We start from the raw sequence: 15041 nt of genomic DNA on the forward strand, positions 1-15041 counted from the left end.
AAGCACCTTAGGAGTCAGACGGTCAGCAGTTCCACCGGGACATCGGCGGGGAATCCGGTCGTCGGTCCCGTCCGGCGCGCGAACTCCGCCACCCCGGCGAGCTGGTCGGGGCCGAAGCGGAAGTCGAGCGTCGTGAAGTACCGCTCCAGCAGTTCCGCGTCGAAGGTCTCCCAGCGCGCGGCGTGCTTGGCGACCGTCGCCACCTCGACCAGGGAGAGGTCCCGGGAGGCGAGGAACGTCCGGTGGACCTCCCGGACCAGCTCCGGCTCGCGCGCCAGGTACTCCTTGCGCGCCGCCCAGACCGCGAAGACGAACGGCAGCCCGGTCCAGTCCTTCCACATCTGCCCCAGGTCATGGACCTGGAGCCCGAGCCGGGGCGCGTCGTGGAGCGAGGCGCGCAGGGCTGCGTCGCCGATGAGGACGGCCGCCTCGGCCTCCCGCATCATCAGGCCGAGGTCCGGCGGGCAGGTGTAGTAGTCGGGGCTTACGCCGTACTGCTCGCTCAGCAGGAGCTGGGCCAGCCGTACCGAGGTACGGGACGTGGAGCCCAGGGCGACACGGGCGCCGTCGAGCTGGTCCAGCGGGACCTGCGAGACGATCACGCACGACATGACGGAGCCGTCGCAGCCGACCGCGAGATCGGGGAAGGCGACGAGATCGTCGGCGTTGCGGAGGAATTCGACGAGGGTGACGGGGGCGATATCCAGCTCGCCGCGCACGAGTCGTTCACTGAGCTTCTCCGGAGTGTCCTTCGTCAGTTCCAGATCAAGAAGGGATCCGGTCCTGGCGAGCCCCCAATAGAGGGGCAGGCAGTTCAGGAACTGGATATGGCCGACGCGCGGGCGGGTGCCGCGGCCGCCGCTGCCGCCGGCCTCGCCGTGGTCCTCGCCGTCGCCCCCGGCGGGGCCGGGCGCACCCGCCGCCGCTGCCGCCGCCCGGGTCTCCGCTGTCGCTTCTGCCGCTGACTTTTCCTCTGGACTGTCCACAGCGTGAGGCTAGACCCGTGCCGTACGGGGAAGTGCTCCGGGGGCGCGGAGCCGGGCCTGTGTCGCCCGGCCGGCCACCCCGTGGCACCCCCTTGGCGACCCCGTTTCGTCAGCACGTCGGGCCCTTATACAAACGTCCGGGTGAAGTGATCTTTCCCTCTACCGCTGCGCACAGGGTGCGTGCTAGGCTCGCCGCAAGTTGCAGTTTGGTTTCCCTTGCAGTACAGAGCCTGCGGAGCATGTGACCCGCAGGCTTTTGTAGTTTTCAGACTTCTTTGCAGGTTCTGGAGCAGGGCAACCCTTTGGCCCAAGGAGGGCTTATGGCTACCGGAACCGTCAAGTGGTTCAACGCTGAAAAGGGCTTCGGCTTCATCGCCCAGGACGGCGGCGGCCCGGATGTCTTCGTCCACTATTCCGCGATCAACGCAAGCGGCTTCCGTGCCCTTGAGGAGAACCAGGTAGTGACCTTCGACGTCACTCAGGGTCCGAAGGGCCCGCAGGCGGAGAACGTCACCCCGGCCTAGTTGCCAGGTCCGGCGATCGCGGACGTCTTACACGCAGTACCCAAGGAGCCCTGCTTCTCCCACTCGGGTGGGGAAGGCGGGGCTCCTGCCTTTATCCCGCGCCTACCCCGCCCGCCTCCTGGAATTCCCCGAGGATTCGAGGAGAACGACTGTTCACCGTATACGACCCTTTACGTGTACAGGCCGGCTATCTCCGCCGCGAAGTCCTCGGCGATCGCCGCACGCCGCAGCTTCAGGGTGGGCGTGAGATGGCCCGCCGCCTCCGTGAAGTCCACGTCGAGGATGTGGAAGCGGCGGATGGACTCCGCGCGGGAGACCAGCCGGTTCGCCTCGTCGATCGCCCGCTGGAGCGCGGCGCGCAACTCCTTGTCGTGGACGAGGGCGGCGAGCGGCGCGCCCTGCTTCCCCCGCATCAGCCGCCAGTGCGCCAGGCCCTCCGGCTCCAGCGTGATCAGGGCGCCCGCGTAGGGACGGTTGTCGCCGACCACCAGACACTGGCTGACCAGCGGGTGGGCGCGCAGCCAGTCCTCCAGCGGCGCCGGGACGATGTTCTTGCCGCTGGACGTGATGATGACGTCCTTCTTGCGCCCGGTGATCGTCAGATAGCCGCCCGCGTCCAGCGCCCCCAGATCCCCGGTGGCCAACCAGCCGTCCGCCGCCCACGTACCGGCCCCCACCTCCGCGCCCGCCTCCGGGTCCGGCTCCAGAGTCCGTACGGCCTCGCCGCGCTCCGCGTCCCAGTAGCCCGCGAAGACATGGGCGCCGCGCAGCAGCACCTCCCCGTCGTCCGCGATCCGTACGGAGGTACCGGGCATCGGCCAGCCGACCGTGCCCAGCCGGGGTTTGAGCGGCGGGGTGACGGTCGACGCCGCCGTGGTCTCGGTCAGCCCGTACCCCTCGAAGGTCACCACCCCGGCGCCCGAGTAGAACGCGGCCAGCCTGCGCCCGAGCGGGGAGCCGCCGCAGATCACATACTTCACCCGGCCGCCCAGGGCGGCCCGGATCCGCCGGTAGACCAGTGGTTCGTAGAGCGCCCGCAGGGCCCGCAGCCCGAACGACGGGCCGGGCCCCTCGCCGTGTACGGCCGCCTCGACCGCCGCGCCGTACGCCTGGGCGATCCGCGCGGCGCGGTCGAAGGAGGCGCCCCGGCCCATCCGCTCCGCCGTGGCGCGGCCCGTGTTGTAGACCTTCTCCAGGACGTACGGGATGGCCAGCAGGAACGTCGGCCGGAACCCGGCCAGGTCCGCGAGCAGGTCCTCGGTCCTGATGGAGGGCGCGTGGCCCAGCCGGACCCGCGCGCGCAGACAGCCGATCGCGACCATCCGGCCGAAGACATGGGAGAGCGGCAGGAAGAGAAGCGTGGACAGCGTGCCGGACGCGTCGGACGGAACGGGCCCGTCCGACACGGCGGATCCGTCCGACGGGGCGGCCGGGGCGTACCGCTCCTGGCCCGGCGCCTTGAAGACCGGGTGCAGCAGTTCGATCGCGTTGTCCACCTCGGCGAAGAAGTTGCCGTGCGTGAGGACGCAGCCCTTGGGGCGCCCCGTGGTCCCCGAGGTGTAGCTGACAGTCGCGACGGAGTCGGGGCCGAGGGCCGCCCGCCGTACGGTGACGTCCTCGTCCGGGATGTCCCGCCCCGCCGCGCACAGGGTGTCCACGGCGCCCTTCTCCACCGTCCACAGCCGGGTGAGCCCGGGCAGCCGGTCCCGTTCCTGGCGGATCAGCCGCGCCTGGATCCCGTCCTCGACGACGCAGGCGACGGCGCCCGAGTCCTGGAGGATCCAGCGGACCTGGAAGGCCGAGGAGGTCGGGTAGATGGGGACGGTGACCAGGCCGGCGGCCCAGGCGGCGAAGTCCAGCAGCGTCCACTCGTAGGTCGTACGGGACATGATCGCGAGCCGGTCGCCGGGGCGCAGCCCCTGCGCGATCAGCCCTTTGGCGACGGCCAGCACCTCGGCGGCGAAGGCGGCGGCGGTGATGTCCTGCCACTGCGCGCCGCTGCCGCTCCTGCCGCTGCCGCTCCTGCCGCGCCCCGGCCTGGTCCTGGCCGCCGGCGCGGCCCCGGTCCGCTTGCGGCTGATGACGACCGCGTCCGGCGCCTCACGGGCGTTGTCGAAGGGGATGCCCGCGAGCGAGCCGCGCCGTACGGGTTGCGCGAGCGGCGGTACGGACACCTCTCTGACCACCCCGTCCTGCCAGACCTTCGCGGGCTCGACCAGCGGCGGTACGGACACCGGCACCGGCAGCGGTACGGGTACGGCGGTGGCGGGCAGAGCGTCGGCGGGCGGGGCGTCGGACACGGGGGTGCTCCTCGTTCGGCCTTGCTGTACTGGCTGTAGCCATGATGCGCGGGTCAGGCGCGTTCGAGCCGAGTCCCCGCACAGCCCGAAGCGTTCGATGATCCCGCAGCTCCCGCCCCTTCAGTAGCCTTACTGATGGTCACGCTACGACCGCGCAGGGATTCAGGACAACGGCCGGCCGCCATCTGCACTTCTCCGGCACAGCACCCGGCCGATTCCTCACCGAAAAACTCGGACTTCCCCAGCCGGTCCCGCCGAGACGGCGGCGAGCAGGGCGGCGGACTCGCGTGGCCCCCGTGGCCCCCGCCCCCACGCCCGCTCCCCCTGCCGGGCCCCTGACCCTGTCCTGACCAGCCTACGGCCCGGCAACAGCCGCGCCCCCGCTACTCGTTGTGCAGCACCTCCGCGATGGTGAGGCGCGCGTCGGCCTGCGCGGAGAATGCCTGCTTGAGGGTGACGTAGGACTGCGTGCCGGCCAGCGCGCCCGCGGGCAGGCCGTCGGTGGCGGTGTCGCCTACGAGACGGGGCTCGTCGCCCCCGGCGACCTGAGCCGGCGGAGCCGCTGAGCCCGCCCCTGGAAGGCGCTACGGGGCGACGTCAACGGGACGGTGTCGACGGAACGACGGGCGTCACTGAACGGCGCCGTCCTCCTGCGCCCGGTTGGCCTCCAGCCGGGCCTTCGCGGTGTCGACCTTGCCGACGATCTGCTGGGACATGGCGTCGCGCTGCTTGCGCAGCAGAACGAAGCTGAGCGGCGCCGAGATGACGATGGCGAGCAGCAGCACCCAGATGAAGTTCGAGTCGCCGAGCCCCTTGGGCAGTACGCCGACCTGGACCAGTCCGGCGACGACGACGAAGCTGGCGACGAAGATTCCCAGGCGCATCGCGGTGTACCGGAGGGTGGCGCCTGTCTTCACAGCGGTCACAGCGGGCCTTCTCTCTTCTTCCGTATGGGCGAAAGGCGTACCACCAGTGAAGCACGCACCGTTCAGCGCCGGTCCAGCGGGAGCAGCATCGTGATGTCGTCGCGGTTGTCGCCCGGGGCGACCCTGATCGCGTCCGGCACCCGGCCGACCTCCTTGTAGCCGCAGGCCGCGTAGAACGCGTCGGCGCCGGTGCCGCCCCGGCAGGTGAGCCGTATCGCCTCGATGCCCTCGACGGAGCGTGCCGCGTCGGCCGCGGCGGCCATGAGGTCGCGGCCGTACCCCCGGCCCTGGTACCGGGGGTGGACCATCACCGTGTAGAGCCAGAGCCAGTGGCGCATCAGCCGGTGGGTGTTGAGGGTGAGGAAGGCCACCGCGGCGACGGCGCCCTCCTCGTCGTACCCGACCAGCAGCCGGGTGCGGCCTTCTGCCATCGTCGCGAAGTGTCTGACCAGCTCGGGCCGGATGTCCTCGGCCGTCACCGGCGGTACGAACCCCACCGCGCCACCGGCGTTGGAGACATCCGTCCACAGGGCGAGGACCCCGTCGCTCAGGGCGCGGTCCACCGCCGGGTCCAGCTCGAATATGAGCGCCATCGGAAGCCCCGTCTCAGACCCGCATCGCCTGCGGGGTCTCGCGGCGGTCCGGGTCCGGGCCCGGGTACTCGCGGATGATCTCGTAGCGGGTGTTCCGCTCGACGGGGCGGAAGCCCGCGTCGCGGATGAGGTCGAGCAGATCCTCACGGCCGAGCTTGTTGGGCGTGCCGTAGTTGTCCGCGTCGTGCGTGATCTTGTACTCGACGACCGAGCCGTCCATGTCGTCCGCGCCGTGCTGGAGGGCGAGCTGCGCCGTCTGCACGCCGTGCATCACCCAGAAGACCTTGACATGGGGGACGTTGTCGAAGAGCAGCCGGGAGACCGCGAAGGTCTTCAGCGCCTCGGCGCCGGTCGCCATCGACGTACGCGCCTGGAGGCGGTTGCGGATCTTGCCGTCCTTCATGTCCACGAAGTCGTGCTGGTAGCGCAGCGGGATGAAGACCTGGAAGCCGCCGGTCTCGTCCTGGAGTTCACGCAGCCGCAGGACGTGGTCCACCCGGTGCCGGGGCTCCTCGATGTGCCCGTACAGCATCGTGCACGGGGTCTTGAGCCCCTTCTCGTGTGCGAGGCGGTGGATGCGCGACCAGTCCTCCCAGTGGGTGGCGTGGTCCACGATGTGCTGCCGGACCTCCCAGTCGAAGATCTCGGCGCCGCCGCCGGTCAGCGACTCCAGGCCGGCCTCGATCAGCTCGTCGAGGATCTCGGAGGCGGAGAGCCCCGAGATCGTCTCGAAGTGATGGATCTCGGTGGCGGTGAACGCCTTGAGGGAGACCTCGGGCAGGGCCTCCTTGAGCGCGCTGAGCGAGCGCGGGTAGTACCGCCACGGGAGCGTCGGGTGGAGGCCGTTGACGATGTGCAGCTCGGTGAGGCTCTCGCCCTCCATCGCCTTGGCGAGGCGGACGGCCTCCTCGATGCGCATCGTGTACGCGTCCTTCTCGCCCGGCTTGCGCTGGAACGAGCAGTACGCGCACGACGCGGTGCACACGTTCGTCATGTTGAGGTGGCGGTTGACGTTGAAGTGGACCACGTCGCCGTTCTTACGGGTCCGCACCTCGTGGGCGAGTCCGCCGAGCCAGGCGAGGTCGTCCGACTCGTAGAGGGCGATGCCGTCTTCGCGCGTCAGCCGCTCACCGGCCAGGACCTTGGCTTCCAGCTCGCGCTTGAGACCCACATCCAGGACAGATGCAGTCATCAGGCCGCCTCCCATACGTCTACCAATCGGGCCAGTCGAGCCTACGCCCTCCGACCGACAGAACCCGAGGCGGCCCTCGGGCAGTCCTCGGTCGGTCCTCGGTCAGTCCTCGGGCAGTTCGCCCACCCTGTTCTCCCACTTCGTGGAGAGCACGATGGTCGTACGGGTCCGGGAGACGCCCTTCGTACCGCTCAGCCGCCCGATCGTCTTCTCCAGACCGTCGACGTCGCTCGCGCGCACCTTGAGCATGTACGAGTCGTCGCCCGCGATGAACCAGCAGTCCTCGATCTCCCCGAGGTCGCGCATCCGGCGCGCCACGTCCTCGTGGTCGGCGGCGTCGGAGAGCGAGATCCCGATCAGCGCGGTGACGCCGAGGCCGAGCGAGGCGGAGTCGACGGTGGCGCGGTAGCCGGTGATGACGCCCGCCGCTTCGAGACGGTTGATGCGGTCGGTGACGCTGGGCCCGGAGAGCCCGACGAGCCGGCCCAGCTCCGCGTACGAGGCTCTGCCGTTCTCCCTGAGGGCCTGGATGAGCTGCCTGTCCACGGCGTCCATATGCCTGAAACCTTCCATTATTCAGTGATCCCGCAAAGATATAGAGAGAATCTAAGGCATGAAGAGGCGAAGTCCTGCGAATTTACCAAATGATCAAACGAATGATCAGCCGTGGCTCAGCCCGTCGCCCCGCGCACGGGAGCCCCCCAGCTCCCCCTCCCAACGGCGGTACAGCCCGTGCTCCACCCCGGCCGCGTCCAGCACCCGCCCGGCGACGAAGTCGACCAGGTCCTGGATGTGCGTCGCCCCCGCGTAGAACGCCGGTGAGGCGGGCAGCACCACGGCTCCCGCCCGGTCCAGCGTCACCAGGTGCTCCAGCGTCTGCCCGTTCAGCGGCGTCTCCCGTACGGCGACGACCAGCTTCCTGCGCTCCTTCAGCGTGACGCTCGCCGTCCGCTGGAGCAGGTCCTTCGAGAGCCCGAGCGCCACCCCGGCCACGCACGCCGTCGAGGCGGGCACGATCAGCATCCCCTTCGAGGGGTACGAACCGGAGGACGGCCCGGCCGCCAGGTCCCCGGCGGCCCAGTGCCGTACGTCCGAGAGATCGGACGCCGGCCCGCCCGTGAAGGTCCCCGGCTTGCCGTCGGCGCCGCGCGCCAGCCAGGCGGCCAGGTCCTCCCGCCAGTGCGCGTCCCGGAAGGCGATGCCCGTCTCGTCGAGCAGCGTCAGCCGGGACGCCCTGCTGACGACGAGGTCGACGCTCTCGCCGGCCGCCAGCAGCCCGCGCAGCACGGCCGCGGCGTACGGCGTCCCCGACGCGCCGGAGACCCCGACGACCCAGGGGCGCCTCGGCCGGGGCGGACTGTGGTGGTCTGCGTTCGATCCGGGCTTCACGGTTCCGAGCCTATCCGGCGGCCCCGGTCAGGAACCGACGGCCGGGTCCCGGACGTTCTCCGCAGAAGGGAGCCACATGGATCACCGTGGACCACAGGGGGCCTGCGATGCCGTACTCACCCGTCGGACCGACCACCTCGACCGCCTCGACCCCGCGTACCCGCGCCGACCGTGTGAAGGGCGCCGCCGCGCTGATGGCCGGGTGGGTCGCGCTGCTCTGGATCCTGGAGGCGGTGAACACCGCGACGGGCTCGCTGAGCACGTACGGGCTGAGCCCGCGCGACTTCGGTGAGCTGCGCGACGTCATCCCGATGGCGTTCCTGCACCACGGCTTCGACCATCTCGCGTCCAACACCGTGCCCCTGCTGATCCTCGGCTTCCTCGCCGCGCTCAACGGGCTGCGGAGGTTCGCCGCCGTCATCCTGACGATCATGGTCGTCGGGGGTCTGGGCGTCTGGCTCACCGCCGCCGACCACTCGGTCACGGCGGGCGCCTCGGGCGTCGTCTTCGGGCTGCTCGGCTATCTGCTGGTGCGCGGCTTCGTGGACCGCAGCGCGGTGGACATGGTGACCGGCCTGCTGGTGCTCGCGGTGTACGGCTCGGCGCTCTGGGGCGTCCTGCCGACCAACCCGGCGGTGAGCTGGCAGGGCCATCTCTTCGGGCTGATCGGCGGGGTCATGGCCGCCTTCATGTTCCGCAGGAAGCCGCCCGTGAACGAACTCATAGGCTGAGGCCCGCGCACCCGCGGGCCGCGCGCCCCGCTCACCTCACAGCGTGAGGCCCCGCACCAGCAGATCCAGCAGCGCGCAGACGAACAGGGCGATCCCGATGAACCCGTTCACCGAGAAGAACGCCCGGTTCAGGCGCGACAGGTCGTGGGGCCGCACGATGGTGTGCTCGTAGAGGAAGGCGCCCGCGACGATCACCAGCCCGGTCCAGAAGAACACCCCGGCGCCGGTGGCCAGCGCATACCAGACCAGCAGCACCGTCGTCACGGCATGGCACGCGCGCGCCCCGTACAGCGCCCCCGGGACCCCGAAGCGCGCCGGTACGGAGAGCACCCCGTGCGCCCGGTCCGCCTGGACGTCCTGGCAGGCGAAGATCAGGTCGAAGCCGCCGATCCAGATCCCCACCGCCAGACCCAGGATGACCGCGTCCCACGACCAGGACCCGGTGACGGCGAGCCAGGCGCCGACCGGGCCGATGGCCTGGGCGAGACCGAGGATGGCGTGCGGGTAGTGCGTGAACCGCTTCCCGTACGGATAGACCACCATCGGGATCACGGCGATCGGCGCGAGCGCGAGACAGAGCGGATTGAGCGCCGCCGCCGCCCCGAGGAAGACGACGACGGCGATCAGCGCGCCCGTCCACGCGGACCGTACGGAGACCGCGCCCGTCACCAGTTCGCGCCCCGCCGTGCGCGGATTGCGGGCGTCGATCTCGCGGTCGATGATCCGGTTGCACGCCATCGCGAACGTACGGAGCCCGACCATCGCGACCGTGACCAGCAGCAGCCGGCCCCAGTGCACGTTCCTGTCGAGCTGGAACATCGCGGTCAGTGCGGCGATGTAGGCGAAAGGCAGCGCGAAGACCGAGTGCTCGATCATCACGAGGCGCAGGAAGGCCTTTGTCCGGCCCGGCTGCGGTACTGCCGCCGCTGCGCTGGTCACAGCCCGTACTCCCTCCACCGGCGGTCGACTTTCGCCGCCGTCTGCGGGTCGGACTCGACCATCTCGGGCCAGCCCCCGTCCCGCGTGTACCCCTCCTCGGGGAGCTTGCGCGTCGCGTCGATCCCCGCCTTGCCGCCCCAGAACTGCTGGTACGACGCGTGGTCGAGATGGTCGACCGGGCCCTCGACGACGGTGAGGTCGCGCGCGTAGTCGGTGTTGCCCAGCGCCCGCCAGGACACCTCGTGCAGATCGTGCACATCGCAGTCCGCGTCCACGACCACGATCAGCTTGGTCAGCGACATCATGTGCGCGCCCCAGATGGCGTGCATCACCTTCTGCGCGTGTTTGGGGTACTTCTTGTCGATCGAAACGATCGCACAGTTGTGGAAACCGCCCGACTCCGGGAGGTGATAGTCCACGATGTCCGGCACGATGATCTTCAGCAGCGGCAGGAAGAACCGTTCCGTCGCGCGCCCCAGCGGCCCGTCCTCCGTCGGCGGCCGGCCGACCACGATCGACTGGAGCAGCGGCCTCTTCCGCATCGTCACACAGTCGATGGTGAGCGCGGGGAACTCCTCCTGCGGGGTGTAGAAGCCGGTGTGGTCCCCGAACGGGCCCTCCGGCAGCGTCTTCCCCGGCTCCAGCCACCCCTCGATGACGACCTCGGCGTGGGCCGGGACCTGGAGCGGCACGGTCTTGCAGTCGACCATCTCGATCCGCCGCCCCTGCACGAACCCCGCGAACAGGTACTCGTCGATGTCGCCGGGCAGCGGCGCGGTGGAGGCGTACGTGACGGCGGGCGGGCACCCGAACGCGATGGCGACCGGCAGCCGCTCCCCGCGCTTGGCCGCCACCTGGTAGTGGTTGCGGCTGTCCTTGTGGATCTGCCAGTGCATCCCGATGGTGCGCCGGTCGTGGCGCTGGAGCCGGTAGAGCCCGAGATTGCGGACGCCGGTCTCCGGGTGCTTGGTGTGCGTCAGCCCGAGGTTGAAGAAGGAGCCGCCGTCCTGGGGCCAGGTGAAGAGCGCGGGCAACTGGTCGAGATCGACGTCGTCACCCATGAGGACGGTTTCCTGGACCGGCGCTTCCTTGATCTTCTTCGGCGGTACATGGGTCATCGCGCCGAGCTTCCCGAACGCCTCGCGCACCCCGATGAAGCCCTGCGGCAGCTCGGGCTTGAGCAGGCCGCCGATCTTGTCGCTGATGTCGCTGTAGGCGTTCAGCCCGAGCGCCTTGAGGAGCCTGCGGTCCGTCCCGTACACGTTCATCGCCAGCGGCATCGAGGAGCCGCGCACGTTCTCGAAGAGCAGCGCGGGCCCGCCGGCCTTGTTCACCCGGTCCACGATCTCCCCGACTTCCAGATACGGGTCGACTTCGGCCTTGATGCGCTTGAGGTCGCCGTCGCGCTCCAGCGCCCGGAGGAGCGAGCGAAGATCGTCGTAAGCCATGGGATCCAGTATCGGCTACTCGGTACGCTGGACCTGTCACGGGGGCCGCGATCCGGTCTCGAACTCCACGACCAGGGGGAGCGCCATGCTTCGGGTGCTGATGATTCTGGTGCCGCTGGCTCTCAGCATCTACGCGTTCATCGACTGCATCACCACCGAGGAGCAGGAGGTCAAGTACCTCCCGAAGCCCATCTGGGCGATCCTGGTGCTGCTCTTCCCGCTGGTCGGCTCGGTGGCCTGGCTCATCGTGGGCCGGGAGCGCAAAGCGGCGCCGCGGCGCGGCGGCTGGGTGGCCCCGGACGACAACCCCGACTTCCTGAAGTCCCTCAAGGACCGCAAGGACGACGACGGGAACGACGCGCCCTCCCAGGAAAAGGCCGAGGCCGCCGGGACCGCCGAGGGCGACGACTCCACGCATCTCCAGCGGTGGGAGGCCGATCTGCGCCGCCGCGAGGAGGAGATCGAGCGGCGTGAGAAGGGCGGCGGCAGCGCGGACGACACCCCGCCGAAGCCCTGACGGCCGTGTACGGGGCCGACGGCGCCGACGAGGCACGGGCGCGGGCGTGGCTGGCGACCGCCGTCGAGGAGGCGCGGGCCGGGCTGGCCGAGGGCGGCATCCCGATCGGCGCGGCGCTGTACGGCGCGGACGGGGCGCTGCTCGGCCGGGGCCGCAACCGGCGCGTACAGGAGGGGGATCCGTCCCTGCACGCCGAGACGGCCGCCTTCCGGGCCGCGGGGCGGCAGCGCTCGTACCGGGGCACGACGATGGTGACGACGCTCTCGCCGTGCTGGTACTGCAGCGGGCTGGTACGGCAGTTCGGGATCTCGCGGGTGGTGATCGGGGAGGCGGAGACCTTCCACGGCGGCCATGACTGGCTCGCGGAGCACGGCGTGGAGATTGTGCTGCTCGACGCGGCGGAATGCGTGGCACTGATGCGGGAGTTCATCGGGCGCAGCCCGGAGCTGTGGCACGAGGACATCGGCGAGGAGTGAGAATCACCCCCCGGTGGACGGACGAAGAGGCGCCCCGCGCGGCATGATCCGCGCGGGGCGCCTCCGCATGTGGCTCTGTTGCTACGTGGCTCTGTTTGCCGCTACGCGGCCGCTCGGGTCAGACGCCCGCGTACGAGTGCTTCCCGGAGACGAAGATGTTGACGCCGTAGTAGTTGAAGAGCCAGCAGCCGAAGGCGATCAGGGCCAGATAGGCGGCCTTGCGCCCCTTCCAGCCGGCCGTGGCGCGCGCGTGCAGGTAGGCGGCGAACGCGACCCAGGTGATGAAGGACCAGACCTCCTTGGGGTCCCAGCCCCAGTAGCGGCCCCACGCGTCGCCCGCCCAGATCGCGCCCGCGATGATGGTGAAGGTCCAGAGCGGGAAGACGGCGGCGTTCACGCGGTACGCGAACTTGTCGAGCGTCGCCGAGGCGGGCAGCCGCTCCATGACGGAGGTGGCGAAGGCGCCCGGCTTGAGCCCGGCGGCCAGCTTCGACTCGTACCGCTCCCGGAAGAGGTAGAGCAGCGTGGCGACCCCGCCGACGTAGAAGACCGCGCCGCAGAAGATCGCGGTGGAGACGTGGATCCACAGCCAGTACGAGTGCAGGGCCGGTACGAGCTGGTCGCTGGCGGTGTAGAGGACCGTGACCGCGAGGCCGAGGTCGAGCAGGACCGTGGTGATGAGCGGCAGACCGAGCCAGCGGACGTTCTTCTTCAGCAGGAGGAAGCCGAGGTACACCCCGACGGCCACTGTGGAGAAGGTGATGTTGAACTCGTACATGTTGCCCCACGGCGCCCGCTGCACGGACAGCGCGCGGGTGACCACCCCCGCCGCCTCGACCGCCCAGGCGAGGACGGTGAGGGAGATGGCGATCCGGCCGTACAGGTCGCCCTGCACATCGCCGCCGGCGGCGCCGGGGCCGTCCGGGATGTCGCGGACCCCGGAGGCCGAGCGGGTGATGATCCTCGGCCGCTCCAGGACGGCGGTCGCGCCGCCCCGCTGCTTCACCTCGACCGGTGCGGAGGCGGCCGCGGTGCCCTTGGCGCCGCCGGTCAGCGCGGCGGCCGTACGGGCGACCTTGCTGCGGCTGCCGAACAGCCACTCGGCGATATGAGCGAAGAAGGCGAGCATGTAGACGGCCATGGCCGAATAGATCAGGACGTTACTGGTCTGCGCCAGGCTTTCGTTGGTTGCTGCGGCGGCGAGAGTCACTTCTCAGCCCCTTCGACTTCGGCAGTCTCACGTGCGGGTGCAGGCGCGCTGGGCGCCTCTGAATGGAGGGTGTTGGCCAGTTCGGCCAGCTCCTCGGGGAGCTTGGCGGACTCGCTGCGGCCGAGGCCCGCCATCTCGACCACGGTGACGCCGTCGGCGCCCCGTACGGCCCGGACCCAGACCCGGCGCCGCTGGATGAAGAGCGAACCGGCCAGTCCTGCGATGGCCGCGATCGCCCCGGCGAGTGCCCAGCCGTCGCCGGGCTGGTGCGAGATCTGGAACGTCGCCCACTCCTTGACGTCCTTCTCGAAGGTGATCGAGCCGGCGCCGTCCGGCAGGGTGAGCTTCTCACCCGGCAGCAGGGTCTTCTTCAGCAGCTCGCCCTTGGCGTCCTCGAACGCCTTCATCTTCCGGGTGTCGAGCTGGTACACGTTCTGCGGCACTCCGGCGTCCACACCGAGACTGCCGTGGTACGCGCCCACGTTGAGCACCGGGAAGTCGAGCGCGGGGAACCGCGAGAACATCTTGGTCGCGCCGCCCTCGCCGCCGCCGTACGTCGGTACGAAGAACGCGGCGAAGCCGAGCTGGTCCTTCTTGCCGTTCGTGTCCCGGTAGCCGTCCATCACCTTGATGGCGCCCGTGGACGAGGCGTTGCTGTCGATGGGCAGCAGCGGGACGGCGCCGTTGAAGACGACCTCGCCGCGGCCGTCCCTGACGGTGACGACGGGCGCGTACCCGTGACCGATCAGATAGACCTTCGAGCCGTCGACCACCAGCGGCTCGTTGACCTTGATGACCGACTCGCGCTCCTCGCCGTCGGCACCGTCGGTGTAGTGGATGTTCGCCTGGTACGTACGGGGCGTGCCGACCTGCGGTCCGCTGCGCTCGTACGTACCGACGAACTTGTCGAGCCGGAAGCTGAACGGCGCCAGGTCGTTCGTGTCGAAGAGCGAGCCGGACCTGAAGTCGTCGTACTGGGTGAGGGTGTTGGCGAAGCCGTCGCCCTCGACGACGAGCTTGCCGCCCTCGGACTTGTAGAGCTGTCCGGCGGCGAAGGCGAGGAGCATCACGATCAGCGCGATGTGGAAGGCCAGGTTGCCGGCCTCGCGGAGATACCCCTTCTCGGCGGCGACGGCGTCACCGGCGGCCTCGGCGCGGAAGCGGCGCTTCTTCAGGATGGCGAGCGCGGCGGTGCGGACGTCCCCGGGCTCGGCGGTGGTGCGCCAGGTCGTGTACGCGGGCAGCCGGTCGAGCCGCCGCGGCGCGCCCGGCGGGCGGCCCCGCAACTGGCCGACGAACTGCCAGGTGCGCGGGACGATGCAGCCGATCAGCGAGATGAACAGCAGGATGTAGATCGCGGAGAACCACACCGAGCTGTAGACGTGGAAGAGCTGGAGCTTGTCGAAGACCGGCGCGAGCGTCTCGTGGCGGTCCTTGAAGTCCTGGACCTTCAGCTCGTCGACGCTGTTCTGCGGGATCAGGGAGCCGGGGATGGCGCCGAGGGAGAGCAGGAAGAGCAGGATGAGGGCGACGCGCATGGAGGTGAGCTGGCGCCAGAACCAGCGGGCCCAGCCGATGATCCCGAGGGTGGGACCCCCGACGAGGGTGTCGTAGCGCTCCTCGCGGGGGGCGGTGGAGAGCTGGGAGCCGGCGGCGCCGAGCTCGCGGGCGTCGGCGGAGGCCGCGCTGTCAGGGTCGGTAGCGGTACGGGTGCTGGTACCGCTGTCCGTACCTGCGTCGGTACCGCTCCCGGTCTCGGTCCCGGTACTGCTGTCGGTCTCGGTGTCGCTCATGGATTTCCCGCTCGTGG

General features: G+C 70.2%; 15 protein-coding genes. 4 read left to right on the plus strand and 11 right to left on the minus strand.

Features of this window, described 5'->3' with window-relative positions:
• Positions 1–14: 14 nt before the first annotated feature.
• Positions 15–827, minus strand: a complete 813-nt coding sequence (locus ACIQ7D_RS23780) for a menaquinone biosynthetic enzyme MqnA/MqnD family protein (protein WP_403940630.1) — start codon at positions 825–827, stop codon at positions 15–17.
• A gap of 479 nt (positions 828–1306) precedes the next feature.
• Here ACIQ7D_RS23780 and ACIQ7D_RS23785 point away from each other — a divergent pair, with 479 nt between their 5' ends.
• Positions 1307–1510 carry a cold-shock protein gene (locus ACIQ7D_RS23785; protein WP_365814426.1) on the plus strand — a complete coding sequence of 68 codons (204 nt, stop codon included), beginning with the start codon at positions 1307–1309 and terminating at the stop codon, positions 1508–1510.
• A gap of 170 nt (positions 1511–1680) precedes the next feature.
• On the opposite strand, the gene ACIQ7D_RS23790 is transcribed toward ACIQ7D_RS23785, so the two are convergent.
• The 6 genes from ACIQ7D_RS23790 to ACIQ7D_RS23815 form a co-directional block, all read right to left on the minus strand.
• Complete coding sequence (locus ACIQ7D_RS23790; RefSeq protein ID WP_403940631.1) at positions 1681–3783, minus strand: AMP-dependent synthetase/ligase; 2103 nt, start codon at positions 3781–3783, stop codon at positions 1681–1683.
• Between the two features lie 656 nt (positions 3784–4439).
• Positions 4440–4694: a DUF4229 domain-containing protein gene (locus ACIQ7D_RS23795; protein WP_403940633.1), complete on the minus strand. Its 255-nt coding sequence runs from the start codon at positions 4692–4694 to the stop codon at positions 4440–4442.
• Between the two features lie 104 nt (positions 4695–4798).
• Positions 4799–5329: a GNAT family N-acetyltransferase gene (locus ACIQ7D_RS23800; RefSeq protein WP_403940595.1), complete on the minus strand. Its 531-nt coding sequence runs from the start codon at positions 5327–5329 to the stop codon at positions 4799–4801.
• 13 nt (positions 5330–5342) lie between these two features.
• Positions 5343–6506, minus strand: coding sequence for an aminofutalosine synthase MqnE (gene mqnE, locus ACIQ7D_RS23805; protein WP_403940635.1), 1164 nt, complete (start codon positions 6504–6506; stop codon positions 5343–5345).
• 117 nt (positions 6507–6623) lie between these two features.
• Positions 6624–7076, minus strand: a complete 453-nt coding sequence (locus ACIQ7D_RS23810) for an Lrp/AsnC family transcriptional regulator (RefSeq protein WP_403940597.1) — start codon at positions 7074–7076, stop codon at positions 6624–6626.
• Positions 7077–7181: 105 nt separating this feature from the next.
• Positions 7182–7910 carry a UbiX family flavin prenyltransferase gene (locus ACIQ7D_RS23815; protein WP_403940599.1) on the minus strand — a complete coding sequence of 243 codons (729 nt, stop codon included), beginning with the start codon at positions 7908–7910 and terminating at the stop codon, positions 7182–7184.
• Positions 7911–8104: 194 nt separating this feature from the next.
• Here ACIQ7D_RS23815 and ACIQ7D_RS23820 point away from each other — a divergent pair, with 194 nt between their 5' ends.
• On the plus strand, positions 8105–8641 hold the full coding sequence (locus ACIQ7D_RS23820; RefSeq protein WP_403940637.1) for a rhomboid family intramembrane serine protease: 537 nt from the start codon (positions 8105–8107) through the stop codon (positions 8639–8641).
• Between the two features lie 36 nt (positions 8642–8677).
• On the opposite strand, the gene mqnP is transcribed toward ACIQ7D_RS23820, so the two are convergent.
• Together mqnP and ACIQ7D_RS23830 are read right to left on the minus strand one after the other, a co-directional pair.
• The gene (gene mqnP / locus ACIQ7D_RS23825) at positions 8678–9580 is read right to left on the minus strand and encodes a menaquinone biosynthesis prenyltransferase MqnP (RefSeq protein WP_403940601.1); all 903 of its coding nucleotides are present in this window, start codon (positions 9578–9580) and stop codon (positions 8678–8680) included.
• Complete coding sequence (locus tag ACIQ7D_RS23830) at positions 9577–11028, minus strand: menaquinone biosynthesis decarboxylase (protein WP_403940603.1); 1452 nt, start codon at positions 11026–11028, stop codon at positions 9577–9579. Before ACIQ7D_RS23830 ends, mqnP begins: the two co-directional genes overlap by 4 nt.
• An 85-nt stretch (positions 11029–11113) precedes the next feature.
• Here ACIQ7D_RS23830 and ACIQ7D_RS23835 point away from each other — a divergent pair, with 85 nt between their 5' ends.
• Both ACIQ7D_RS23835 and ACIQ7D_RS23840 read left to right on the plus strand, forming a co-directional pair.
• Positions 11114–11545 (plus strand): PLD nuclease N-terminal domain-containing protein, encoded by a 432-nt coding sequence (locus tag ACIQ7D_RS23835; protein ID WP_403940639.1) that lies wholly within the window; start codon positions 11114–11116, stop codon positions 11543–11545.
• Positions 11546–11550: 5 nt separating this feature from the next.
• The gene (locus ACIQ7D_RS23840) at positions 11551–12021 is read left to right on the plus strand and encodes a nucleoside deaminase (RefSeq protein ID WP_403940605.1); all 471 of its coding nucleotides are present in this window, start codon (positions 11551–11553) and stop codon (positions 12019–12021) included.
• 118 nt (positions 12022–12139) lie between these two features.
• Here the strand turns inward: ACIQ7D_RS23840 and ccsB are convergent, their stop codons facing one another.
• Both ccsB and ACIQ7D_RS23850 read right to left on the minus strand, forming a co-directional pair.
• Positions 12140–13231 carry a c-type cytochrome biogenesis protein CcsB gene (gene ccsB, locus ACIQ7D_RS23845; protein WP_403940607.1) on the minus strand — a complete coding sequence of 364 codons (1092 nt, stop codon included), beginning with the start codon at positions 13229–13231 and terminating at the stop codon, positions 12140–12142.
• Positions 13228–15024 (minus strand): cytochrome c biogenesis protein ResB, encoded by a 1797-nt coding sequence (locus ACIQ7D_RS23850; protein WP_403940641.1) that lies wholly within the window; start codon positions 15022–15024, stop codon positions 13228–13230. Before ACIQ7D_RS23850 ends, ccsB begins: the two co-directional genes overlap by 4 nt.
• Between the last annotated feature and the right edge of the window lie 17 nt (positions 15025–15041).

This window comes from Streptomyces sp. NPDC096310 (genome assembly GCF_044763125.1).
GTDB lineage: Bacteria > Actinomycetota > Actinomycetes > Streptomycetales > Streptomycetaceae > Streptomyces.

Excerpts from the sequence above, each read along its gene's own strand:
- ACIQ7D_RS23785 (WP_365814426.1), top strand. The coding sequence starts at position 1,307 with ATGGCTACCGGAACCGTCAAGTGGTTCAACGCTGAAAAGGGCTTCGGC.
- ACIQ7D_RS23830 (WP_403940603.1), bottom strand. The coding sequence starts at position 11,028 with ATGGCTTACGACGATCTTCGCTCGCTCCTCCGGGCGCTGGAGCGCGAC.
- ACIQ7D_RS23820 (WP_403940637.1), top strand. The coding sequence starts at position 8,105 with ATGGCCGGGTGGGTCGCGCTGCTCTGGATCCTGGAGGCGGTGAACACC.
- ACIQ7D_RS23835 (WP_403940639.1), top strand. The coding sequence starts at position 11,114 with ATGCTTCGGGTGCTGATGATTCTGGTGCCGCTGGCTCTCAGCATCTAC.
- ACIQ7D_RS23795 (WP_403940633.1), bottom strand. The coding sequence starts at position 4,694 with ATGCGCCTGGGAATCTTCGTCGCCAGCTTCGTCGTCGTCGCCGGACTG.
- ACIQ7D_RS23810 (WP_403940597.1), bottom strand. The coding sequence starts at position 7,076 with ATGGACGCCGTGGACAGGCAGCTCATCCAGGCCCTCAGGGAGAACGGC.
- ACIQ7D_RS23800 (WP_403940595.1), bottom strand. The coding sequence starts at position 5,329 with ATGGCGCTCATATTCGAGCTGGACCCGGCGGTGGACCGCGCCCTGAGC.
- ACIQ7D_RS23850 (WP_403940641.1), bottom strand. The coding sequence starts at position 15,024 with ATGAGCGACACCGAGACCGACAGCAGTACCGGGACCGAGACCGGGAGC.